This is a genomic window from Streptomyces sp. NPDC001514 (genome assembly GCF_053597075.1).
Map to the genome: position 1 here is coordinate 35,127 of NZ_JBSFHO010000009.1, position 20,071 is coordinate 55,197.

Here is a 20,071-nt window from a genome sequence, read left to right on the forward strand (position 1 = left end):
GCCGTGTACCGGGCTGTGACCAGAGTGACACCTTGTAAGTGGTGCGTAACGAAGCGTAGAAAGTGATCAGGGAAGAATGGGACTTTTACGAACGAGTCGCTTACGGGTGGGGGGTGTCCCAGTCGACATGATCAGGAGCGGAATGGCTGATTCAGCTATGCAATGTCCGTTTCTGTAAGGGCATTTCACTGTCCAGAATGACGGAATTGCCCGCCGTGCCGTGAGCAAACTCACATGGAGATCGTTGCCTTGCCCGTGCTTTCGCAGGGAATGAGGTGTCTAGCCTTTCGCTTTACACAGACCGCTGCTCTGACAAGGACCCGATCAACCGATGAAGACCATGATGTTCCGCAACATAGCCAACCCCCGGCGCACCACGCTGGCGCACCTCCAGGACGCCGACGAACTGCAGCCGGAGACCCAGCCGGAGCACGCGGTCGAACTCCCCACCCAGACGGCCAACCCCCGCCGCACCACGCTCATGGACGCCCCGGTGGCCCAGTAGCCCCCGAGGCGCAGCCCCGGTGGGGAGTAATACGGCAGGTCGGGTGCCTGCGCCGCGTTAGCCTGGAGCGTCAGACTCCAGCCAGCGGAAGCAGAGGGGCGCGAGGCACCCGTGCGCATCGCCAGATTCTCCATCGACGGCAATGTCGCCTTCGGCGCGGTCGAGGACGACGGGACCGGTGACCCCGGCGGTCTCGTCCTCGACATCATCAAGGGCATTCCCTACGCCGACTTCGAGCTCTCCGGTACGAAGGTCCCGCTGAGCAAGGTCCGGCTGCTGCCGCCGGTGCTCCCCAACAAGGTCGTGGCCATCGGCCGCAACTACGCGGAGCACGCGGCAGAGCTCGGCAACGAGGTCCCGGACGTACCCGTCGCCTTCTTCAAGCCCACCACCTCGGTGATCGGCTCCGGAGACGCCATCGAGTACCCGTCCTTCTCGAACGAGCTGCACCACGAGGCCGAGCTCGCCGTCGTCATCGGCCGCATGTGCCGCGAGGTCCCGCGCGAGCGCGTCAAGGACGTCATCTTCGGCTACACCTGCGCCAACGACGTCACTGCGCGCGACGCCCAGAAGCGCGAGAAGCAGTGGGCCCGCGCCAAGGGCTTCGACACCTCGTGCCCGCTCGGCCCCTGGGTGGAGACGGGCATCGAGCTGGCAGCCGCCCACGACCTCACGATCCAGTGCACGGTCAACGGCGAACAGCGCCAGCTGGGGCGTACGAGCGACATGATCCGCTCCATCGAGGACCTGGTCGTCCACATCACCGAGGCGATGACACTGCTCCCCGGAGACGTCATCCTCACCGGCACCCCCGCCGGGGTCGGCCCCCTCAACGTCGGCGACGAGGTCGCCGTCACCATCGAAGGCATCGGCACTCTCACCAACAAGGTGATCAAGCGTGGCTAACGCGACGAACGTCCGCGTACGTTTCTGTCCCTCGCCGACCGGCAACCCCCATGTGGGCCTGGTCCGCACCGCCCTCTTCAACTGGGCGTTCGCCCGGCACAACCAGGGCACCATGGTCTTCCGCATCGAGGACACCGACGCGGCCCGCGACTCCGAGGAGTCGTACGAGCAGCTCCTCGACTCGCTGCGCTGGCTCGGCCTCGACTGGGACGAGGGCCCCGAGATCGGTGGCCCGCACGCGCCGTACCGCCAGTCGCAGCGCATGGACATCTACAAGGACGTCGCGGAGAAGCTGCTCGCCGGCGGATACGCCTACCCCTGCTACTGCACCGTCACCGAGCTGGACGAGCGCCGCGAGGCCGCCCGGGCCGCCGGCCGGCCCTCCGGGTACGACGGCAAGTGCCGCGACCTGACCGACGAGCAGAAGGCCGCGTACGAGCGCGAGGGCCGCGAGGCCATCATCCGCTTCCGGATGCCCGACGAGCCGATCACCTTCACCGACCTCGTCCGCGGCGAGCTGACCTTCACTCCGGACAACGTCCCGGACTACGGCATCGTCCGCGCCAGCGGCGCCCCGCTCTACACGCTCGTCAACCCCGTCGACGACGCGCTGATGGAGATCACGCACGTGCTGCGCGGCGAGGACCTGCTCTCCTCGACCCCGCGCCAGATCGCCCTCTACAAGGCGCTGATCGAGCTCGGCGTCGCCAAGCAGATCCCGGCCTTCGGCCACCTCCCGTACGTCATGGGCGAGGGCAACAAGAAGCTCTCCAAGCGCGACCCGCAGGCCTCGCTCAACCTCTACCGCGAGCGCGGCTTCCTGCCCGAGGGCCTGCTCAACTACCTCTCCCTGCTGGGCTGGTCGTTCTCGGCCGACCAGGACGTCTTCTCGATCACCGAGATGATCGAGAAGTTCGACGTCGCGGACGTCAACGCCAACCCGGCGCGCTTCGACCTGAAGAAGGCCGAGGCGATCAACGCGGACCACATCCGCCGGCTGGACGTGAAGGCCTTCACCGAGGCCTGTGAGCCCTGGCTGCAGGCCCCGCACGCCCCCTGGGCGCCCGAGGACTTCGACCGCGCCGCGTGGGAGGCGATCGCCCCGTACGCCCAGACGCGCCTCACGGTCCTCTCCGACATCACCGCCAACATCGACTTCCTCTTCCTGCCCCGGCCGGTCGAGGACGAGGCGTCCTGGCAGAAGGCGATGAAGGAGGGCTCCGACGCGCTGCTGCGCACGGCCCGCGAGAAGCTCGACGCCGCGGACTGGTCCAGCCCCGAGTCGCTGAAGAACGCGGTCCTGGCCGCCGGTGAGGAGCACGGCCTCAAGCTCGGCAAGGCCCAGGCCCCGGTCCGCGTCGCGGTCACGGGCCGCACGGTGGGGCTGCCGCTCTTCGAGTCGCTGGAGATCCTGGGCCGGGAGAAGACCCTGGCGCGGATCGACGCGGCGCTGGCGAAGCTCACCGCGTAAGCAGTTCCCGTACGCCCGGAGGGGCGGCAGCCGGTGCGGCTGCCGCCCCTCCGGCGTTGCCGGAGACCCTGGCCGCGTCCTGGGAGGCGATGGCACCGGTGGGATCCGCGTAACCCCCGGACACGGGGGGAGCCGGCGCTAGCCTGGGATCATGGCGATCCGGGCGGTCCTCTGGGACATCGACGACACGATCTTCGACTACACCAGCGCCGACCGCGAAGGCCTGCGGCACATGCTCGCCGACGAGGGGCTACCGCAGCTGTACGCGTCCCCGGAGGAGGCGCTCCGGCGCTGGCGGGAGCTCACCGAACACCATTGGATGCGCTTCGCCGCCGGGGACACGGACTTCCAGGGGCAGCGGCGCGACCGGGTCCGCAGTTTCCTCGCCCGGACGCTGAGCGACGCCGAGGCGGACGAATGGTTCGGCCGGCATGTCACGCACTACGAGGCCGCCTGGTCGCTGTTTCCGGACTTCCTGCCGGTCCTCGAACGGCTCGAAGGCGAGTACCGGCATGCCGTCCTGTCGAATTCCTCGATCCACAACCAGGACCGCAAGCTGCGCATCCTCGGCGTCCGGGACCGCTTCGAGGCCGTCCTGTGCGCCGTGGAGCTCGGTGTCTCCAAGCCCGAGGCGGCCGCCTTCCACGCCGCGTGCGACACGCTCGGGCTGCCGCCGCACGAGGTCGCGTACGTCGGAGACCACCCGGACATCGACGCGAGCGGTGCGGGCGCGGCGGGGCTGACCGGCATCTGGCTGGACCGCGGAGGGCAGGGCGGCAGGCCGGAGCTGATCCGGATCACGGGGCTGGAGGAGCTCCCCGGCCTGCTGCAGGCGGATACCCGTTTTGGAGCGCCGTCCACCTTCAGGTAATGTTCTTCCTGCGCCGAGGGGAGCGGGTCGAAAGCCCGAAACCCGGAAGCGTACAAACCGAACGAAACCCCCGCAGGGGGGTTGAGTTTTGGTGGCCTATGGTGTAATTGGCAGCACGACTGATTCTGGTTCAGTTAGTCTTGGTTCGAGTCCAGGTAGGCCAGCTCGCAGAGCTCATCTGCAAAGCCCCCGTTGTGTAGCGGCCTAGCACGCTGCCCTCTCAAGGCAGTAGCGCCGGTTCGAATCCGGTCGGGGGTACAGATCCTTCCCGCGAGATCACCAGGGTCGCTCCCGGTGCTCTCGACGCAGGATCGCTAGGGCCCCCGTTGTGTAGCGGCCTAGCACGCCGCCCTCTCAAGGCGGTAGCGCCGGTTCGAATCCGGTCGGGGGTACTGGTCTATACCACCATGGGCTATGGTGTAATTGGCAGCACGAGTGATTCTGGTTCATTTAGTCTAGGTTCGAGTCCTGGTAGCCCAGCGGATCCAGTCAGTGGATCAAATTCTTGCCCCCGTTGTGTAGCGGCCTAGCACGCCGCCCTCTCAAGGCGGTAGCGCCGGTTCGAATCCGGTCGGGGGTACGTGACGAGAAGGCCCTCCCCAACAGGGGAGGGCCTTCTCGCGTATGCCTCAGCCGAATCGGCGGTGCGACTCCTCGGCCTGGGCCAGTCGGCGCAGGCTCAGCAGCACCGGTTCGTAGAGCACGGTGAACGCCACCGCGGCCTCGACCTGCTCCTCCTCCCGCTCGTACTTCTCCACCAAGTTCAGGTCGGTGACGGCCAGTTCGGCCGCGCTGCGGGCGTAAGGGAAGAGGTGCGCCACATCGCAGGGGTAGCCGAGCCGGTCCATCGTGGCGATCGCGGCGATCAGCATCCGGTACGCGGGCGACTCTGCGCCCACCTCGCGGCCGAAGTCCCAGCCGAGCCGCTCCAGCAGCGCGTCGGCGGTGCGGCGGGCGGTCTCGGTGGCCGGGTCCTCCTCGTCCGGGTCCGGACCGTGCGGGATGGCCCACACCGCGGCGCCCAGGCGCATGTGGTGGTCGAGGGTGTCGTCGGCGACGGCCGCCAGGACGTCGCGGGCGGCGGCCACCGGTATGCCGCCGACCTGGATCAGCGCGCGGACCAGCCGGAGCCGCCGCAGATGCTCTTCGTCGTACTCGGCCTGGGTGGCGCTGATCCGCCGGCCGGGCGGCAGCAGTCGCTCACGCAGGTAGTACTTGATCGTGGCGGTGGGGACTCCGCTGCGTTCGCTGAGCTCTGCCAGTCTCATTCTTCCTTGCGCCCTTCCTTGGAGAGTGGCACTATCTAATCACTAGATAGCTCCACTATCCAATGATCCTCGCAAGGGGGACCGCGATGAGCAAGCAGCCGATTCAGCAGGGGCGCATGACGGCGGAGTCGCAGGGGGAGGTGGTCGTCTTCACCATCGGCATGCGCATCAACAGCTTCCGGGCGGTGCGGAGTTGGTGGCCGGTGTTCAGGGCCATGCCGCGCATGCTCAAGGAGCTGTCCAAGGACAAGGAGAGCGGACTTCGCGGCTATCAGCTGCTGCTGGGCGGGCCGCGGCTCGTGTACACCGTTCAGTACTGGGAGTCCAAGGAGAAGCTCTTCGCGTACGCCTCCGCGCAGGACAAGGAGCACCGACCGGCCTGGGCGGCCTTCAACCGGCGGATGCGCGAGGGCAACGGCAAGGTCGGCTTCTGGCACGAGACGTACATCGTTCCGGCGGGCTCGTACGAGAACGTCTACGTGAACATGCCGGCGTTCGGGCTGGGCGCGGCGACGGGCGTCATCCCGGTCGCCCGCCGAGGCGACCGCGCGGCGGACCGCCTGAAGGCGGCCTGAGCCACGGCGCCGGTGGGGCTTCGGCCGCCTGACCCCGTGCCCTGCGGTCGGGCTGCGGACCGTGTCGGTACCGCCCGGTGGGCCCGGGTTTCCGTCCTCAAGCACCGGACGGCCCTGGTGAGCGGCCGGTACCGACCGGTTGAGCGGTGTGTGTCCGTCCTCAAAGCGCCGGACGGGCTCCTGTCGGAGCCCGTCGGCGTTCGAGGCGGGGGTCCGGGCGCTAGCTCGCGCGGCGCAACGCGTCCGAGAGGCGGGCCGCCGCGTCGATGACCGCCTGGGCGTGCATACGGCCCGGGTGCCGGGTCAGGCGCTCGATCGGTCCGGATACCGAGACCGCCGCCACGACCCGGTTCGACGGCCCCCGCACGGGCGCCGAGACCGAGGCGACGCCCGGCTCGCGCTCGCCGATCGACTGGGCCCAGCCCCGGCGCCGTACGCCCGAGAGGGCCGTCGCCGTGAAACGGGCGCCCTGGAGACCGCGGTGCAGCCGCTCGGGCTCCTCCCAGGCCATCAGGATCTGGGCCGACGATCCGGCCTTCATCGTGAGCGTCGAGCCCACGGGCACCGTGTCCCGCAGTCCGGACAGCCGCTCGGCGGCGGCCACGCAGATGCGCATGTCTCCCTGCCGGCGGTAGAGCTGCGCGCTCTCGCCGGTCACATCGCGCAGATGGGTCAGCACCGGCCCCGCCGTGGCCAGCAGCCGGTCCTCGCCCGCCGCGGCGGCGAGCTCCGCCAGGCGCGGGCCCAGGATGAACCGGCCCTGCATGTCCCTCGCCACCATCCGGTGGTGTTCCAGTGCCACGGCCAGGCGATGAGCCGTGGGTCGTGCAAGCCCTGTCGCCGCGACCAGCCCGGCGAGGGTGGCCGGACCGGACTCCAGGGCGCTCAGTACCAGAGCTGCCTTGTCGAGAACGCCGACGCCGCTAGAGTTGTCCATGCAACGATACTTGCGTCTCACTCTGTGAAACGCAAGTTCAATTTCTCCGAGAAGTTGCGAACCTGGATGTACGGCCGCACAAGGGCCTGCGTACCCCGCCTTGGTCCGACCGTGGACGGCGGCGCAATTGATCTCTAGTTGGGCCCGGGCGACGCTGCCGGGCCGGAGGGAAAGCGATGGGTAGGACACTCGCGGAGAAGGTCTGGGACGATCATGTCGTCCGGCGCGCCGAGGGCGAGCCCGACCTCCTCTTCATCGATCTCCACCTCCTGCACGAGGTGACCAGCCCGCAGGCGTTCGACGGTCTCCGTCAGAACGGACGCCGGGTGCGGCGGCTGGACCTCACCATCGCGACCGAGGACCACAACACCCCGACCCTCGACATCGACAAGCCCATCGCCGACCCGGTCTCCCGCGCACAGTTGGAGACCCTGCGCAAGAACTGCGCGGAGTTCGGCGTCCGGCTGCACCCGCTGGGCGACGTCGAGCAGGGCGTCGTCCACGTGGTCGGTCCGCAGCTGGGCCTGACCCAGCCCGGCACCACCGTGGTCTGCGGTGACTCCCACACCTCCACCCACGGCGCTTTCGGCGCGCTGGCTTTCGGTATCGGCACCTCGCAGGTCGAGCACGTGCTGGCCACCCAGACGCTGCCGCTGGCCCGCCCCAAGACCATGGCGATCACCGTCGAGGGCGAGCTGCCCGACGGCGTCACCGCCAAGGACCTGATCCTGGCGATCATCGCCAAGATCGGTACGGGCGGCGGTCAGGGCTACATCCTGGAGTACCGCGGCTCCGCCATCGAGAAGCTCTCGATGGAGGCCCGCATGACCATCTGCAACATGTCGATCGAGGCCGGCGCCCGCGCGGGCATGATCGCCCCCGACCGGACCACGTTCGACTATCTGCAGGGCCGCGACCACGCCCCCACGGGCGAGGACTGGGACGCGGCGGTCGCGTACTGGAAGACGCTGCGCACCGACGACGACGCCGTCTTCGACGCCGAGGTGTTCATCGACGCCGCCGAACTCTCCCCGTTCGTCACCTGGGGCACCAACCCCGGCCAGGGGGCCCCGCTGTCCGCGAACGTCCCCGACCCGGCTTCGTACGAGGACGCTTCGGAGCGCCTGGCGGCCGAAAAGGCCCTGGAGTACATGGGGTTGACCGCAGGACAGGCGCTGCGCGACATCAAGGTCGACACCGTCTTCGTAGGCTCCTGCACCAACGGCCGTATCGAGGACCTGCGCTCCGCGGCCTCGATCCTGGAAGGCCGCAAAGTCGCCGACGGCGTACGGATGCTGGTCGTCCCCGGCTCGGTGCGGGTCGCGCTGCAGGCCGTCGAGGAGGGCCTGGACAAGGTCTTCAAGGAGGCCGGCGCCGAATGGCGGCACGCGGGCTGCTCGATGTGTCTGGGCATGAACCCCGACCAGCTGGCCCCCGGTGAGCGCTCCGCCTCCACCTCCAACCGCAACTTCGAGGGCCGGCAGGGCAAGGGCGGCCGGACCCATCTGGTCTCGCCGCAGGTCGCGGCCGCCACTGCGGTGCGCGGGCACTTGGCCTCGCCCGCTGATTTGTCCGACATCCCGGCCTCAGCCGGAGTCTGAAAACCGTGACTCCTCCACCCCGTAAGAACGGCGTGGCTTCTCACTCGGCCCGGAGGGCCTCATGACGGCCAAGCCCTGACCGCTGCCCGAAGGCAGGGCAACACCGTACTACTCCACAGGCAACGAAGGATGAACAATGGAAGCCTTCACCACGCACACCGGCCGGGCCGTTCCCCTGCGCCGCAGCAACGTCGACACCGACCAGATCATCCCGGCCCACTGGCTGAAGAAGGTCACCCGCGACGGCTTCGAGGACGGGCTCTTCGAGGCCTGGCGCAAGAACGACGACTTCGTCCTCAACCAGCCGGAGCGGCAGGGTGCCACGGTCCTGGTCGCGGGCCCCGACTTCGGCACCGGCTCCTCCCGTGAGCACGCCGTCTGGGCGCTCCAGAACTACGGCTTCAAGGCCGTCATCTCCTCCCGCTTCGCCGACATCTTCCGCGGCAACTCGCTCAAGAACGGCCTGCTGACCGTGGTCCTGCCGCAGGAGACGGTGGACCGGCTGTGGGAGCTGACCGAGTCCGACCCGAAGGCCGAAATCACCGTGGACTTGGAGCAGCGCCAGGTCCGCGCGGCAGGCATCACTGCCGATTTCGAGCTGGACGAGAACGCCCGATGGAGGCTGTTGAACGGACTCGACGACATCAGCCTCACCCTTCAGAACGAAGCGGACATCGCGGCCTACGAGGCCTCCAGGCCGGCCTTCAAGCCCCGCACAATTGAGGTCTGAGCAGCGCTTTTCCCGTCCTGCGCCCTCCACCGTCCGGTGGAGGGCGCAGGCGTTTGTTGAGACCCTGTGGGGCGACAACTCGCCCCAGATGGCACAATCGGTGCATGGAACGCGACAGCCAACTCGAGCTCTACGAGGCGGTTGCGGCCCGATTGAAGGAAGCGCACGCAAGGGTGCGCGAACTGCAAGTCCCGGAGGGCGTAAGGATGGCGCTGTCCCGGAAGCTGCTGGCAGTGACGGCCGCGGCGAAGCACGATCTCGCAGACGCCGCAAGGCGCCTGGACCGGTTGATGAAGGACCTCGATGAAGGTCGTTTCCCCCAAGGTGACTGACCACCCCGTGGCTGGGCCGATATGCGGCTCCGTCGCGTGGCCGTGACGGTCGACTTCGTTGCGGCACTAGGGTGATTAGCCCGTTTCGTGTTTGATTTGCGGTATATATCTGCCTAACGTGCGAAAACGCTTGAACAGTTTCGTTCCGGCAATGTCTCCGAAGGGGAAGACGTGAACAAGGCGCAGCTCGTAGAAGCGATTGCCGACAAGATGGGCGGCCGGCAGCAGGCCGCCGATGCTGTCGACGCGGTACTCGACGCGATCGTCCGCGCGGTTGTCGGCGGCGACCGGGTTTCGGTCACCGGCTTCGGCTCGTTCGAGAAGGTCGACCGCCCGGCCCGTTACGCCCGGAACCCGCAGACGGGTGAGCGCGTGCGGGTCAAGAAGACCTCGGTGCCGCGGTTCCGCGCGGGCCAGGGCTTCAAGGACCTGGTCAGCGGCTCGAAGAAGCTCCCCAAGGGCGGCGAAGTCGCCGTCAAGAAGGCACCGAAGGGCAGCCTCCAGGTCGGCGCCGCGGCGAAGAAGGCGGCGGCGAAGAAGGCGGTCGCCAAGAAGGCGGCGGCGAAGAAGGCGCCCGCGAAGAAGGTCACCGCGGCGAAGAAGGTCGCAGCGAAGAAGGCGCCCGCGAAGAAGGTCACCGCGGCGAAGACGACGGCGGCGGCGACGGCGAAGAAGGCCGCGGCCAAGAAGACCGCCCCCGCGAAGAAGGCGGTCGCCAAGAAGGCGCCCGCCAAGAAGGCCACGGCGCGCAAGACCACCGCCAAGAAGGCCACCGCCCGCAAGAAGTAAGCGGCGCAACAACACAAGGCCACTCATGCGACGGGCCGGACTCCGCTGTGGAGCCCGGCCCGCGGCGTTGCTGCGTGTGTGTGCGGCCCTAGAGCGTCTGCAGTGTCACCAGGGTGATCCGGAGGGCGTCGCCCTTGCCCTCGGTCTCGATACGGACCCGCTGTCCCGGCCGCAACAGGCGCAGACCGCCGGCGTCGAAGGCGGCGGCGTCGAAGTCCACCGGTGTGCCGTCGTCGAGCAGCACACTTCCGCTGCGGGTCTCTGAGTTGTACGTGTACGCGGTCGCCTGCATGGTCCGAGCCTAACGGGCGCGCCCGCGTGGCCCGCCGGTCGCCTGCCTGCGGCGGGGCCAATGCCCCACTCCGCCCCTTCCCGGCTGTGTCGATCTACGGCTCCGCCGCGTGGGAGCTCCGCCAGGGGCTCTGCCCCCGAATCCCCGCGCCTCGATCGCGGGCGCCTCGATCCGAGCCCGCCCGGCGATCGATAGTGGACACGTGAGCCCACCGGCAGGTACCGGTACGCCGCAGGCTCGCCGAAGACGGTTCCGCGAGCTAGGTCCTGTCCGGTCGATCAGGCCGGATCAGTGAGCGGGGTCTGGTGCCGTGCATCGCAAGGCGGAGGTGGGGGTCCCCCCGCCGAAGGCAGGGGGAGAAATCGACGCGGTGGGGGCACCTCCCGTGCCCGAAGGGCTACGGGGGAGTCGGTGACCGACGACAACGCAGCGAGGTGCGGTGCCAGGGCACGCGAGCCCGGCAAGATCGGCCGGACAGGACCTAGGACCCCTCGCCAAGGGCCCCGCCCGGCAGGGGCAGGGGAAGCGCCGCACACCGCGCCGCCGTGCGCGGGCCCACGCCCAGCGCCAGCGCGGCCCGCAGATCGTCGGCGGTGTCGACGTCGCGCCGGACCGAGTCGACGCCGTCCACGGCAATTTCCGTCGCGCCGGAGCGCAAATGCCGGTTTCGGGAACGCCCGCCGAATGCCGGACTCAATTTCACGCCCGGAGCGGCCGACAGAAATGTCGTCCCAATTCCCGCGGAGTCCGCGAGGAAAGCCCGCGGAAATTGCGTGGCCAGGGCGAGGACCCGCGCCAATTCCTCGGCCCGTAGCGCCGGCAGATCCGCGTTGAGCGCCGCCACCGCCGCACCCGGGCGCTCCGCGCGCACCGCGTCCGCACCGTGAACCAGCGCCGCGTTGAGTCCCGCGGCCGGCTTGTCCGGCACGATCCGCGCACCGAGCGCCGCCAGCTCCGCCGCCGCCAGCGGATCGTCCGTGACGACCGCCACATCCCGCACCGCGGGACACGACAGAGCCGCCGCCACCGTGTCCTGGGCGAAGGCCAGCGCGAAATGCGGGCGCAACGCCCCGCCCGCGGCCGCTGCCAGTCTGCTCTTGGCCAGCGCGAGGGGCTTCAGCGGGACGACCAGTGACCAGTGCATCGCAACATTGTCACCCGCACCGGCGCGGCGGCCAGGAGGGACGCGCTCCAGGGCGGGGCGTACCGTGTCCTCGACAGACCAAGGGCCTGGGGCGACACTTGACCCCCAGCATCCAGGCAGCATCCAGCAGCAGCCAGGTCCTAGAGGAAGGTGTCCGAGTGTCCCGCCGCAGAATCGGCTTCTGGTACCGCCTGGCAGCGGTCATCGCGAAACCGCCGTTGGTGGTTCTGTTCAAGCGGGACTGGCGAGGAATGGAGCACATTCCGGCCGAGGGCGGATTCATCACGGCGGTGAATCACAACTCCTATCTGGACCCGCTGTCCTACGCGCACTTCCAGTACAACACCGGACGTGTCCCCCGGTTCCTTGCGAAGGCCGCCCTCTTCAAGGGGTCTTTCGTCGGCACAATGCTCCGCGGAACCGGCCAGATCCCGGTCTACCGCGAGACCACCAACGCGCTCGACGCCTTCCGCGCCGCCGTCGACGCCATCGAGCGCGGCGAGTGCGTCGCGTTCTACCCGGAGGGCACGCTGACCCGCGACCCCGAGATGTGGCCCATGGCAGGCAAGACCGGCGCCGCCCGCGTCGCGCTGCTCACCAAGGCCCCGGTCGTCCCGGTCGCCCAGTGGGGCGCCAACCTGGCGATGCCGCCGTACGCCAAGGAGGACAAGCTCCGGCTGTTCCCGCGCAAGACCCTGATCGTGCAGGCCGGACCGCCCGTCGACCTCTCCCGGTTCTACGGTCTGGAGCCCACCCCCGACGTGCTGCGCGAGGCCACCGAGGTCATCATGGCCGCGATCACCGCGCTGCTGGAGGACGTACGCGGCGAGAAGGCGCCCGCCGCGCAGTACGACCACCGCAGGGCGCGGGCGGAACAGCGGCGCAAGGCCGCGGAGGAGGGCACCAAGTGACTCGTCCCGTCAAGGCCGCCGTGTTCGGCACCGGATCCTGGGGCACGGCCTTCTCGATGGTGCTCGCGGACGCGGGCTGCGACGTGACCCTCTGGGGCCGCCGCGCCGAGCTCGTCGACGCCGTCAACACCACCCGCACCAACCCGGACTACCTTCCGGGCATCCAGCTCCCCGAGAGGGTCCGTGCCACCACCGACCCTGCCGAGGCCGCCCGCGACGCGGACTTCACCGTGCTCGCCGTGCCCTCCCAGACCCTCCGCGCCAACCTCACGGAATGGGCGCCCAAGCTCTCTCCCGACACCGTCCTCGTCTCGCTGATGAAGGGCGTCGAACTCGGCACCGCGAAGCGGATGAGCGAGGTCATCGAGGAGGTCGCGAAGGTACCGGCCGAGCGCGTCGCGGTTGTCACCGGGCCCAACCTCGCCAAGGAGATCGCCCGCAGGCTGCCCGCGGCCGCCGTGGTCGCCTCACGGGACGAGTTGGTGGCGCAACGCCTCCAGACCGCCTGTATGACCCCGTACTTCCGTCCGTACACGAACACCGACGTCGTCGGCTGTGAGCTCGGCGGTGCGGTCAAGAACGTCATCGGCCTCGCTGTCGGCATCGCGGACGGCATGGGCCTCGGCGACAACGCCAAGGGCTCGCTGATCACCCGCGGACTTGCCGAGACGACCCGGCTCGGCCTCGTCATGGGCGCAGACCCGATGACGTTCTCGGGGCTTGCGGGCCTCGGCGACCTGGTGGCGACCGCCTCGTCACCGCTCTCGCGCAACCACACCTTCGGCATCAACCTCGGCCGCGGCATGACCCTCGAGGAGACCATCGCCGCCACCAAGCAGACCGCCGAGGGCGTCAAGTCCTGTGAGTCCGTGCTGGATCTGGCCAGGCGGCACGGCGTCGACATGCCGATCACCGAGACCGTCGTGTCCATCGTCCACGAGGGCAAGCCGCCGGTTGTCGCGCTCAAGGAGCTGATGTCGCGCAGCGCGAAGCCCGAGCGTCACTAGCGGGTGTCCGGCGTCCGCCTGGATCCGAAGCCGCATCAGTGACGTCAGCCGCGACGCGGCGGGCGCTCGCTGATCCAGCCTGATCCACCGGACACCCCCTGGATCCTGCCCGGGGGGGATTTTGAGCTCGCCCGTCGGTCGAGGACGGACACCCGGGGCGACCGGAGAGTACCGGTCCGTATTCGAGCCCGCGCGAAGGGCGTACCGGGGGCCCGGGGCGGCGCGCCGGGTTCGAGAAGGGGCGGGGCGCGCCCCTTCGGCAGGCGGAACGCGCAGGGTAGTCTCGTCGCGATATGAGCGAGAACCCCTCCCACAGCCCCGCCCCCGCCTCCGCCGGAGGCGAGGCGCGCCGCAAGCCGCGCGTCGCGATCGTCTTCGGCGGCCGCAGCTCCGAGCACGCGATCTCCGTCGTGACGGCCGGTGCCGTGCTGCGCTCCATCGACCGCACCAAGTACGACGTGCTGCCCATCGGCATCACGACGGACGGCCGCTGGGCGCTGACCGCCGACGAGCCGGAGCGCATGGCCATCGCCGACCGCAAACTGCCGTACGTCGACGGCCTCGCCGAGTCCGGCGACGGCGGCGTCGTCCTCTCCGTCGACCCGGCCAACCGCGAGGTGGTCTACAGCGAGCCGGGCTCCGTGCCCAAGGCGCTCGGCGAGGTCGACGTCGTCTTCCCGATGCTGCACGGCCCGTACGGCGAGGACGGCACCCTGCAGGGCCTGCTGGAGCTCTCCGGCGTCCCGTACGTCGGCTCGGGCGTCCTCGCCTCGGCCGTCGGCCAGGACAAGGAGTACATGAAGCGGGTCTTCACCTCCTTCGGGCTGCCGGTCGGCCCGTACATGGTGATCCGGCCCCGCGAGTGGGTGCAGGATCCTTCCGCCGCCCGCAAGAAGATCATCGACTTCGCCGGTGAGCACGGCTGGCCGCTCTTCGTGAAGCCCGCCCGCGCCGGCTCCTCGATCGGCATCACCAAGGTCGACGATCTCTCCGGTCTCGACGAGGCCATCGCCGAGGCACAGCGCCACGACCCCAAGATCCTGGTGGAGTCGCTGCTGCGCGGCCGCGAGATCGAATGCGGAGTGCTGGAGTTCGAGGACGGCCCGCGCGCCAGCGTGCCCGCCGAGATCCCGCCCGTCACGTCGCACGACTTCTACGACTTCGAGGCCAAGTACATCGACTCGGCCACCGGTCTGGTGCCCGCGCCGCTCACCGAGGAGCAGACCGCCGAGGTGCGGCGGCTCGCGGTCGAGGCGTTCGAGGCCGCGTCGTGCGAAGGGCTCGTCCGCGCGGACTTCTTCCTCACCGAGGACGGCGAGTTCGTGATCAACGAGATCAACACGATGCCGGGCTTCACGCCGATCTCGATGTATCCGCGGATGTGGCAGGAGACCGGGGTCAGCTACCCGGAGCTCGTCGACCGGCTCATCCAGGCGGCGCTCCGGCGCTCCACCGGACTGCGCTGAACCACTGCCCCATGGGCGACCGCTTCGGCTCAGGGCGTGTCGGCGAACAGCCCTCAGGGGTTGTCGGTGAACACCGGCGGGACCGTCTTCGCGACCGGTCCCGCCAGGTCCGTCAGCGGGCCGAGGTCATGCATGTACTGCTTCGACAGCGTGACCTCGACATACGTCCTGCGGTACGTCGTGGTGAGCCGCGGGCCGTCGTCGTCGCGCTGCTCCACCAGCCAGTTGACGCCGTTCACGTCGACCCCCTGCGCCTGCGGATCACTCATCCCCGCGGGCCGGGGGACACCGCAGCGCAGTACGATCGCGGCGTCCCCCCACCCGGCGGTCAGCTCGGAACGCGGCTCGGGGTCCCGGCGGTCCTGACCGGCCACCGACCCGGGCAGCGCCTCGTGCAGGGCACGGCACAGCGCCTTCTCCTCGGGAGGGGGAGTGGGAACCGTGACCGACGGCGGGGCGTCCGTGGCGGAGCAGCCCGCGGCGGCCAGCAGCACAGCGGCTGTGGCGGGCAGAGACAGAAGCCGGCGAGGGGACATCACCGGCCAAGCGTAGACGGGGGCTACAGGTGCACGACCGGGCAGGTCAGCGTCCGCGTGATGCCGTCCACTTGCTGGACCTTGGCGACCACCATGCGGCCCAGGTCATCGACCGTATCGGCTTGAGCGCGCACGATCACGTCGTAAGGGCCTGTCACGTCCTCGGCCTGGATCACCCCCGGGATCTTGGAGATGGTGTCGGCGACGGTCGACGCCTTGCCCACCTCGGTCTGAATAAGGATGTACGCCTGTACCACGGAACCTCCAGGGCGGCCACGAGGATCATGTGGGGAGAAGGGACGCCACGGTATCGCGTCGCCGCGGGCCGCGGGGAGACCTGCGCGCCCCGAGGGGCGCGCAGCGTGGCGCACGAAGCACAGAAGTTGACGGCCTGCTCGGCGTACTCGACGGTACCGACAGCAGTGACCGCTCGCGACCGCAAGCGCACTGGGGCAGAAGGAGCACAGGAATGAAGGGCACCGTGGGCGAACTGGGGGAGTTCGGGCTCATCAGGGAGCTCACCTCCCGGCTCACCTCCACCCCCGCCGTACGGCTCGGACCCGGCGACGACGCCGCGGTCGTGGCCGCGCCCGACCGCAGGGTCGTGGCCAGCACCGACCTGCTGCTGGAGGGACGGCACTTCCGGCGCGACTGGTCGACCGCGTACGACGTGGGCCGCAAGGCGGCCGCGCAGAACCTCGCCGACATCGCCGCCATGGGCGCCGTGCCGACCGCACTGCTGCTCGGCCTCGTCGTCCCGGCCGATCTGCCCGTCACCTGGGCCACCGAGCTGATGGACGGCATCCGCGACGAATGCCAGGTCGCCGGCGCGGCGGTGGTCGGCGGCGATGTCGTACGAGGCGACACCATCACCGTCGCGATCACGGCACTCGGCGATCTGCGCAACCACGACCCGGTGACCCGCGCCGGCGCCCAGCCCGGCGATGTCGTCGCCTACACCGGCTGGTTGGGCTGGTCCGCCGCCGGGCACGCGGTCCTCTCGCGCGGCTTCCGCTCGCCCCGCGCCTTCGTCGAGGCCCACCGCCGGCCCGAACCGCCTTACCACGCGGGGCCGGCCGCGGCCGGGCTCGGTGCGACCGCGATGACCGACGTCAGCGACGGACTCGTCGCCGACCTCGGGCACATCGCCGAGGCCAGCAAGGTCCGCATAGATCTGCGCTCCGGACTCCTCGACATCCCCTCGCAGATGAACGACATCGGCCAGGCCGTCGGCGTCGACCCGCTGCAGTGGGTGCTCAGCGGCGGCGAGGACCACGCGATCGTGGCGACCTTCCCCGCGGACGTGAAGCTGCCCGCCCGCTGGAAGGTGATCGGCGAGGTGCTCAACCCGTCGGCCCTGCCGCAGGTGACGGTGGACGGGGCGCCGTGGACGAACAAGGGCGGCTGGGACCACTTCGGGCCGGGATCGTGACCACCGCCCCGCCCAGGGTGCTGACCGTCGCCGGGTCCGACTCCGGCGGCGGCGCCGGCATCCAGGCCGACCTCAAGACCATGCTGGCGCTGGGTGTCCACGGCATGAGCGTCATCACGGCCGTCACCGCGCAGAACTCCCTGGGCGTGCAGGGTGCCTGGGAGCTGCCGGTCGAGGCCGTGCGGGCGCAGTTCAGGAGCGTCGTCGACGACATCGGCGTACAGGCCGTGAAGACCGGCATGCTGGCGTCGGCCGAGCTCGTCGACACGGTCGCGGAGCTGCTGGCCGGGACCGATGCGCCCGTCGTCGTCGACCCGGTCGGTGTCTCCAAGCACGGGGACGCGCTGCTGGCCGTGTCCGCGCTGGACTCGGTACGGACGAAACTGCTGCCGGCCGCGACCGTGGCGACCCCGAACCTGGACGAGGTCGCCCAGCTCACCGGCGTACAGGTGGAGACCGAGACCGATCTGCGGCGCGCGGCCGAAGCAGTGCTCGCCTACGGGCCGCGCTGGGCGCTGATCAAGGGCGGGCATCTCGAGGGGGATGCCGTGGACCTGCTCACGGACGGCACCGAGGAGCACTGGCTGCGCGCGCCCCGCCACGACAACCGCCACACGCACGGCACGGGCTGCACACTCGCCTCCGCGGTCGCGGCCGGTCTGGCAAGGGGGCTGTCCGTCCCCGAGGCGGTCCGGGCCGCGAAGGAGTACGTGACGGGGGCCATCGCCGCGGGCTTCCCGCTGGGCGGTGGGATCGGCCCGGTCGATCACGCGTGGCAGCTGCGCCAGGGCGGGCCCGAATAGGGCCTGTCCGTCTTCGGATCTTGCCGGGCTGTGCCGTGCCACGGGAACAGCACGGCAAAAAGCCGGTCCACCGAGGTGGACCGGCTTTTCAAGGCAACCGCAGGGGCTGCGCTACGACGAAACGTCGGCGGGATCATCCCCGCACGAACGCGGGGAGCATCACTTAGCGCGAGACCTTGCCGGCCTTGATGCACGAGGTGCAGACGTTGAGCCGCTTCGGCGTCCGACCGACCACGGCACGCACGCGCTGGATGTTCGGGTTCCAGCGACGGGACGTACGGCGGTGCGAGTGCGAAATGTTGTTGCCGAAGCCCGGCCCCTTGCCGCAGACGTCGCAGTTGGCAGCCACGGGTCACTCCAAAGACTTCAGATGCACTTACGGTGAATTCCGGCGTGCCGGAATCAGTGATCTGAAGTGGCCTGCCGGGGGAATGGCCCGACTCTCATCGGGCAACCGGAGCAGCATACAACGGCTGCGTCCGAGACACGAAACTACCATGGCTTCCCCTGCCCCCGCCCCGGCTGCAGGTCAGGCCCGGGTCTACTCTGCGGTGCAGCCCAGCAGCACAAGGAGGCCATCAGTTGCCGCAGACTCTCGATGCCCTCGCGGTACGCACATGGTGCTCACTCGCGCTGGAGGCGCTGGGCCGCGAACGCGAGGAGATCGACGCGATCAACGTCTATCCGGTCGCGGACGGAGACACCGGCACGAACCTCTATCTGACCGTGGAGTCGGCCGCCCGGGCCGTCGAGGCGGTCTTCGCGGCGTACGAGACGGGCTCGGCGGCTCCCGTGCTGGCCGACGCGATGCGGGCCATGGCGCACGGGGCCCTGATCGGGGCGCGCGGCAACTCGGGGACGATCCTGGCGCAGCTGCTGCGGGGCATGGCCGAGGTGCTCGTGGAGCGCGACGGCGGGGCCTCGGGGGCACTGCGGCGGGCCGCGGAGTCCGCGCGTGAGGCGGTCGCGCATCCGGTCGAGGGCACCATCCTGAGCGTGGCGTCGGCGGCGGCGGACGCGGCGGTCGCGGCCGTTTCCGGCGATGACGCGGCGGCGGTGAGGGCGGCGTACACATGCGCCTGCCGGGCGCTCGAGAACACACCGGGGCAGCTCGAGGTGCTGGGCCGGGCCGGTGTCGTGGACGCGGGCGGGCAGGGTCTGGTGGCGGTGCTCGGCGCGCTGGTCGAAGCGGTGACCGGGGAGGCGCCTGCGGCATGGCACACCGGGCGGGCCCACCCGGCCGCCGCGGCGGCCGCCGAGCCGTGCGCCGACGCAGGGCCGGCCTTCGAGGTGATCTACCTCCTGGAAGCGGACGACGCCGCCGTGACCCGGCTCAAGGACCGCCTCGACGGGCTGGGCGACTCGCTCGTCGTCGTCGGCGGCGACGGGTTGTGGAACGTCCACGTACACGTCGACGACGCGGGCGCGGCGGTGGAGGCGGGCGTCGAGGCGGGGCGGCCCTACCGGATCCGCATCACCCACTTCGCCGCGGCCGACCACGCCGAGCCGCGCGAGCCGGTGCAGCGGGCCGTCGTCGCCGTGGTCCCGGGCGAGGGGCTGGCCGGCCTGTGCGAGACGGCGGGGGCGACGACGGTGCTCGCGCGGCCCGGAGAACCCCCGGCGAGCGGCGAGCTGGTCGAGGCCATCCGGCGGGCGCATGCGCGTGAGGTCGTGCTCCTGCCGAACGACGCGGAGCTGCGGCACACCGCGGCGGCGGCCGCGGAGCAGGCCCGTACCGAGGGCGTACGGGTCGCCCTCATCCCGACCCGCTCCGCGGTCCAGGGCATCGCTGCGCTCGCGGTCCACGAACCCGACCGCCGCTTCGACGAGGACGTCGTCGCGATGACGTCGGCGGCGGGCGCGACCCGCTACGGCGAACTGGCCGTCGCCGAACGGCAGTCCTTCACATCGGCAGGGGTCTGCCAGGCCGGGGACGTGCTGGGCCTGATCGACGGCGACGTGGCGGTGATCGGCGCGGATCTCGCGGAGACGGCGGAGACGGTGCTGGACCGCATGCTCTCCGCGGGCGGCGAACTGGTCACCCTCGTCCTCCCGGACGACGCCCCTCCGACGCTGGGGGACCGCCTGGAGTCCCACGTCCGCCGCGGCTACCTGGCGGTCGACACGGTGATCCACCACGGGGGGCGGGGGGCGCCCCTGCTGATCGGGGTGGAGTAGGCGGCGGGGGCGCGGGGCGCGGTGTGCCGGGTGCCGCCGGGTGGGCCGGGGTGTCCGTCCTCAATCGCCGGACGGGCTTGAAGCGTGCCCGGTTCCGCCGGGTGGGCCGGTGTGTCCGTCCTCAAGCGCCGGACGGGCTGGGTGGTCGGGGGTGCCCGGTGCCGGGTCGGTTGCCGTCCCGGGTCCGCTCCGGGGCTCGTATCCGGGACGGCATGATTTACGGCGCGCGCAAACCCCGGACCCACCAGTCATCGCCCATGCCGCGCGCCACAAATCACGCTTGAGTGTCCCGAACACGACCCCTGCGCGTCCCCGGG

The 20,071-nt window shown here is 70.2% G+C and carries 22 protein-coding genes and 5 tRNA genes; 20 read left to right on the plus strand and 7 right to left on the minus strand.

Translation table 11 applies throughout. From position 1 onward, the window contains the following. Positions 1–331 precede the first annotated feature (331 nt). The 9 genes from ACWCXB_RS12265 to ACWCXB_RS12305 all read left to right on the plus strand — a co-directional run bounded on the left by ACWCXB_RS12265 (position 332) and on the right by ACWCXB_RS12305 (position 4,333). Positions 332–505 (plus strand): hypothetical protein, encoded by a 174-nt coding sequence (locus tag ACWCXB_RS12265; protein WP_450722094.1) that lies wholly within the window; start codon positions 332–334, stop codon positions 503–505. Positions 506–616: 111 nt separating this feature from the next. Beyond that, positions 617–1,411, plus strand: a complete 795-nt coding sequence (locus ACWCXB_RS12270) for a fumarylacetoacetate hydrolase family protein (protein WP_450721809.1) — start codon at positions 617–619, stop codon at positions 1,409–1,411. Continuing rightward, positions 1,404–2,882: a glutamate--tRNA ligase gene (gene gltX, locus ACWCXB_RS12275; protein WP_450721811.1), complete on the plus strand. Its 1,479-nt coding sequence runs from the start codon at positions 1,404–1,406 to the stop codon at positions 2,880–2,882. The genes ACWCXB_RS12270 and gltX overlap by 8 nt, the downstream gene beginning before the upstream one ends. 151 nt (positions 2,883–3,033) lie before the next feature. Then, positions 3,034–3,753, plus strand: a complete 720-nt coding sequence (locus tag ACWCXB_RS12280; RefSeq protein WP_450721813.1) for an HAD family hydrolase — start codon at positions 3,034–3,036, stop codon at positions 3,751–3,753. A gap of 92 nt (positions 3,754–3,845) precedes the next feature. Further along, a tRNA-Gln gene (locus tag ACWCXB_RS12285) sits at positions 3,846–3,917 on the plus strand. Positions 3,918–3,938: 21 nt separating this feature from the next. Then, positions 3,939–4,011: transfer RNA gene (locus ACWCXB_RS12290), tRNA-Glu, on the plus strand. A gap of 61 nt (positions 4,012–4,072) precedes the next feature. Further along, positions 4,073–4,145: transfer RNA gene (locus ACWCXB_RS12295), tRNA-Glu, on the plus strand. Positions 4,146–4,161: 16 nt separating this feature from the next. Further along, positions 4,162–4,233, plus strand: a tRNA-Gln gene (locus tag ACWCXB_RS12300). Positions 4,234–4,260: 27 nt separating this feature from the next. Beyond that, a tRNA-Glu gene (locus ACWCXB_RS12305) sits at positions 4,261–4,333 on the plus strand. A 49-nt stretch (positions 4,334–4,382) separates the two neighbouring features. On the opposite strand, the gene ACWCXB_RS12310 is transcribed toward ACWCXB_RS12305, so the two are convergent. Further along, the gene (locus tag ACWCXB_RS12310; RefSeq protein WP_450721815.1) at positions 4,383–5,021 is read right to left on the minus strand and encodes a MerR family transcriptional regulator; all 639 of its coding nucleotides are present in this window, start codon (positions 5,019–5,021) and stop codon (positions 4,383–4,385) included. An 86-nt stretch (positions 5,022–5,107) separates the two neighbouring features. On the opposite strand from ACWCXB_RS12310, the gene ACWCXB_RS12315 reads away from it, so the two are divergent. Further along, on the plus strand, positions 5,108–5,596 hold the full coding sequence (locus ACWCXB_RS12315) for a DUF4188 domain-containing protein (RefSeq protein ID WP_450721817.1): 489 nt from the start codon (positions 5,108–5,110) through the stop codon (positions 5,594–5,596). A gap of 220 nt (positions 5,597–5,816) precedes the next feature. On the opposite strand, the gene ndgR is transcribed toward ACWCXB_RS12315, so the two are convergent. Then, positions 5,817–6,533, minus strand: coding sequence for an IclR family transcriptional regulator NdgR (gene ndgR, locus ACWCXB_RS12320; protein WP_338673149.1), 717 nt, complete (start codon positions 6,531–6,533; stop codon positions 5,817–5,819). 176 nt (positions 6,534–6,709) lie between these two features. Here ndgR and leuC point away from each other — a divergent pair, with 176 nt between their 5' ends. From leuC to ACWCXB_RS12340, 4 genes are all read left to right on the plus strand, one after another. After that, positions 6,710–8,134, plus strand: a complete 1,425-nt coding sequence (leuC, locus tag ACWCXB_RS12325) for a 3-isopropylmalate dehydratase large subunit (protein ID WP_450721819.1) — start codon at positions 6,710–6,712, stop codon at positions 8,132–8,134. A 136-nt stretch (positions 8,135–8,270) separates the two neighbouring features. Then, the gene (gene leuD / locus ACWCXB_RS12330) at positions 8,271–8,864 is read left to right on the plus strand and encodes a 3-isopropylmalate dehydratase small subunit (protein WP_450721821.1); all 594 of its coding nucleotides are present in this window, start codon (positions 8,271–8,273) and stop codon (positions 8,862–8,864) included. 104 nt (positions 8,865–8,968) lie between these two features. After that, positions 8,969–9,196 (plus strand): SCO5555 family protein, encoded by a 228-nt coding sequence (locus ACWCXB_RS12335; RefSeq protein ID WP_385412162.1) that lies wholly within the window; start codon positions 8,969–8,971, stop codon positions 9,194–9,196. Positions 9,197–9,367: 171 nt separating this feature from the next. Continuing rightward, the gene (locus tag ACWCXB_RS12340) at positions 9,368–9,985 is read left to right on the plus strand and encodes an HU family DNA-binding protein (RefSeq protein ID WP_450721823.1); all 618 of its coding nucleotides are present in this window, start codon (positions 9,368–9,370) and stop codon (positions 9,983–9,985) included. An 88-nt stretch (positions 9,986–10,073) separates the two neighbouring features. Here the strand turns inward: ACWCXB_RS12340 and ACWCXB_RS12345 are convergent, their stop codons facing one another. Beyond that, complete coding sequence (locus ACWCXB_RS12345) at positions 10,074–10,277, minus strand: hypothetical protein (protein ID WP_450721825.1); 204 nt, start codon at positions 10,275–10,277, stop codon at positions 10,074–10,076. Positions 10,278–10,758: 481 nt separating this feature from the next. Then, positions 10,759–11,421 (minus strand): 2-phospho-L-lactate guanylyltransferase, encoded by a 663-nt coding sequence (gene cofC / locus ACWCXB_RS12350; RefSeq protein ID WP_450721827.1) that lies wholly within the window; start codon positions 11,419–11,421, stop codon positions 10,759–10,761. A 158-nt stretch (positions 11,422–11,579) separates the two neighbouring features. On the opposite strand from cofC, the gene ACWCXB_RS12355 reads away from it, so the two are divergent. From ACWCXB_RS12355 to ACWCXB_RS12365, 3 genes are all read left to right on the plus strand, one after another. Beyond that, positions 11,580–12,332, plus strand: a complete 753-nt coding sequence (locus tag ACWCXB_RS12355) for a lysophospholipid acyltransferase family protein (protein WP_450721829.1) — start codon at positions 11,580–11,582, stop codon at positions 12,330–12,332. Then, entirely contained in the window at positions 12,329–13,339 is a 1,011-nt protein-coding gene (locus ACWCXB_RS12360) for an NAD(P)H-dependent glycerol-3-phosphate dehydrogenase (protein ID WP_450721831.1), read from the plus strand. The genes ACWCXB_RS12355 and ACWCXB_RS12360 overlap by 4 nt, the downstream gene beginning before the upstream one ends. 293 nt (positions 13,340–13,632) lie before the next feature. Further along, a complete protein-coding gene (locus ACWCXB_RS12365) occupies positions 13,633–14,805 on the plus strand; it encodes a D-alanine--D-alanine ligase family protein (RefSeq protein ID WP_450721833.1) in 1,173 nt (390 codons plus the stop codon). A gap of 53 nt (positions 14,806–14,858) precedes the next feature. Here ACWCXB_RS12365 and ACWCXB_RS12370 read toward each other — a convergent pair whose 3' ends face one another. Beyond that, on the minus strand, positions 14,859–15,341 hold the full coding sequence (locus ACWCXB_RS12370; protein ID WP_450722080.1) for a DUF3515 domain-containing protein: 483 nt from the start codon (positions 15,339–15,341) through the stop codon (positions 14,859–14,861). A gap of 23 nt (positions 15,342–15,364) precedes the next feature. Further along, the gene (locus ACWCXB_RS12375) at positions 15,365–15,598 is read right to left on the minus strand and encodes an Lrp/AsnC family transcriptional regulator (protein ID WP_019068732.1); all 234 of its coding nucleotides are present in this window, start codon (positions 15,596–15,598) and stop codon (positions 15,365–15,367) included. Between the two features lie 212 nt (positions 15,599–15,810). Here ACWCXB_RS12375 and ACWCXB_RS12380 point away from each other — a divergent pair, with 212 nt between their 5' ends. Both ACWCXB_RS12380 and thiD read left to right on the plus strand, forming a co-directional pair. Continuing rightward, complete coding sequence (locus ACWCXB_RS12380; protein WP_450721835.1) at positions 15,811–16,773, plus strand: thiamine-phosphate kinase; 963 nt, start codon at positions 15,811–15,813, stop codon at positions 16,771–16,773. Beyond that, a complete protein-coding gene (gene thiD, locus ACWCXB_RS12385) occupies positions 16,770–17,576 on the plus strand; it encodes a bifunctional hydroxymethylpyrimidine kinase/phosphomethylpyrimidine kinase (RefSeq protein WP_450721837.1) in 807 nt (268 codons plus the stop codon). The genes ACWCXB_RS12380 and thiD overlap by 4 nt, the downstream gene beginning before the upstream one ends. A gap of 163 nt (positions 17,577–17,739) precedes the next feature. Here the strand turns inward: thiD and rpmB are convergent, their stop codons facing one another. Further along, on the minus strand, positions 17,740–17,925 hold the full coding sequence (gene rpmB, locus ACWCXB_RS12390; protein ID WP_003957616.1) for a 50S ribosomal protein L28: 186 nt from the start codon (positions 17,923–17,925) through the stop codon (positions 17,740–17,742). A 233-nt stretch (positions 17,926–18,158) separates the two neighbouring features. Between rpmB and ACWCXB_RS12395 the strand changes: the two genes are divergently transcribed. Next, the gene (locus tag ACWCXB_RS12395; RefSeq protein WP_450721839.1) at positions 18,159–19,754 is read left to right on the plus strand and encodes a DAK2 domain-containing protein; all 1,596 of its coding nucleotides are present in this window, start codon (positions 18,159–18,161) and stop codon (positions 19,752–19,754) included. The last annotated feature ends 317 nt before the right edge of the window (positions 19,755–20,071 follow it).

What these genes read in the sequence shown, in the direction of transcription:
- ACWCXB_RS12265 (WP_450722094.1), top strand. Translation starts at nt 332, where the DNA reads ATGAAGACCATGATGTTCCGCAACATAGCCAACCCCCGGCGCACCACG.
- ACWCXB_RS12280 (WP_450721813.1), top strand. Translation starts at nt 3,034, where the DNA reads ATGGCGATCCGGGCGGTCCTCTGGGACATCGACGACACGATCTTCGAC.
- ACWCXB_RS12310 (WP_450721815.1), bottom strand. Translation starts at nt 5,021, where the DNA reads ATGAGACTGGCAGAGCTCAGCGAACGCAGCGGAGTCCCCACCGCCACG.
- ACWCXB_RS12315 (WP_450721817.1), top strand. Translation starts at nt 5,108, where the DNA reads ATGAGCAAGCAGCCGATTCAGCAGGGGCGCATGACGGCGGAGTCGCAG.
- ndgR (WP_338673149.1), bottom strand. Translation starts at nt 6,533, where the DNA reads ATGGACAACTCTAGCGGCGTCGGCGTTCTCGACAAGGCAGCTCTGGTA.
- leuC (WP_450721819.1), top strand. Translation starts at nt 6,710, where the DNA reads ATGGGTAGGACACTCGCGGAGAAGGTCTGGGACGATCATGTCGTCCGG.
- leuD (WP_450721821.1), top strand. Translation starts at nt 8,271, where the DNA reads ATGGAAGCCTTCACCACGCACACCGGCCGGGCCGTTCCCCTGCGCCGC.
- ACWCXB_RS12335 (WP_385412162.1), top strand. Translation starts at nt 8,969, where the DNA reads ATGGAACGCGACAGCCAACTCGAGCTCTACGAGGCGGTTGCGGCCCGA.
- ACWCXB_RS12345 (WP_450721825.1), bottom strand. Translation starts at nt 10,277, where the DNA reads ATGCAGGCGACCGCGTACACGTACAACTCAGAGACCCGCAGCGGAAGT.
- cofC (WP_450721827.1), bottom strand. Translation starts at nt 11,421, where the DNA reads ATGCACTGGTCACTGGTCGTCCCGCTGAAGCCCCTCGCGCTGGCCAAG.
- ACWCXB_RS12365 (WP_450721833.1), top strand. Translation starts at nt 13,633, where the DNA reads ATGAGCGAGAACCCCTCCCACAGCCCCGCCCCCGCCTCCGCCGGAGGC.
- ACWCXB_RS12370 (WP_450722080.1), bottom strand. Translation starts at nt 15,341, where the DNA reads ATGTCCCCTCGCCGGCTTCTGTCTCTGCCCGCCACAGCCGCTGTGCTG.
- ACWCXB_RS12380 (WP_450721835.1), top strand. Translation starts at nt 15,811, where the DNA reads ATGAAGGGCACCGTGGGCGAACTGGGGGAGTTCGGGCTCATCAGGGAG.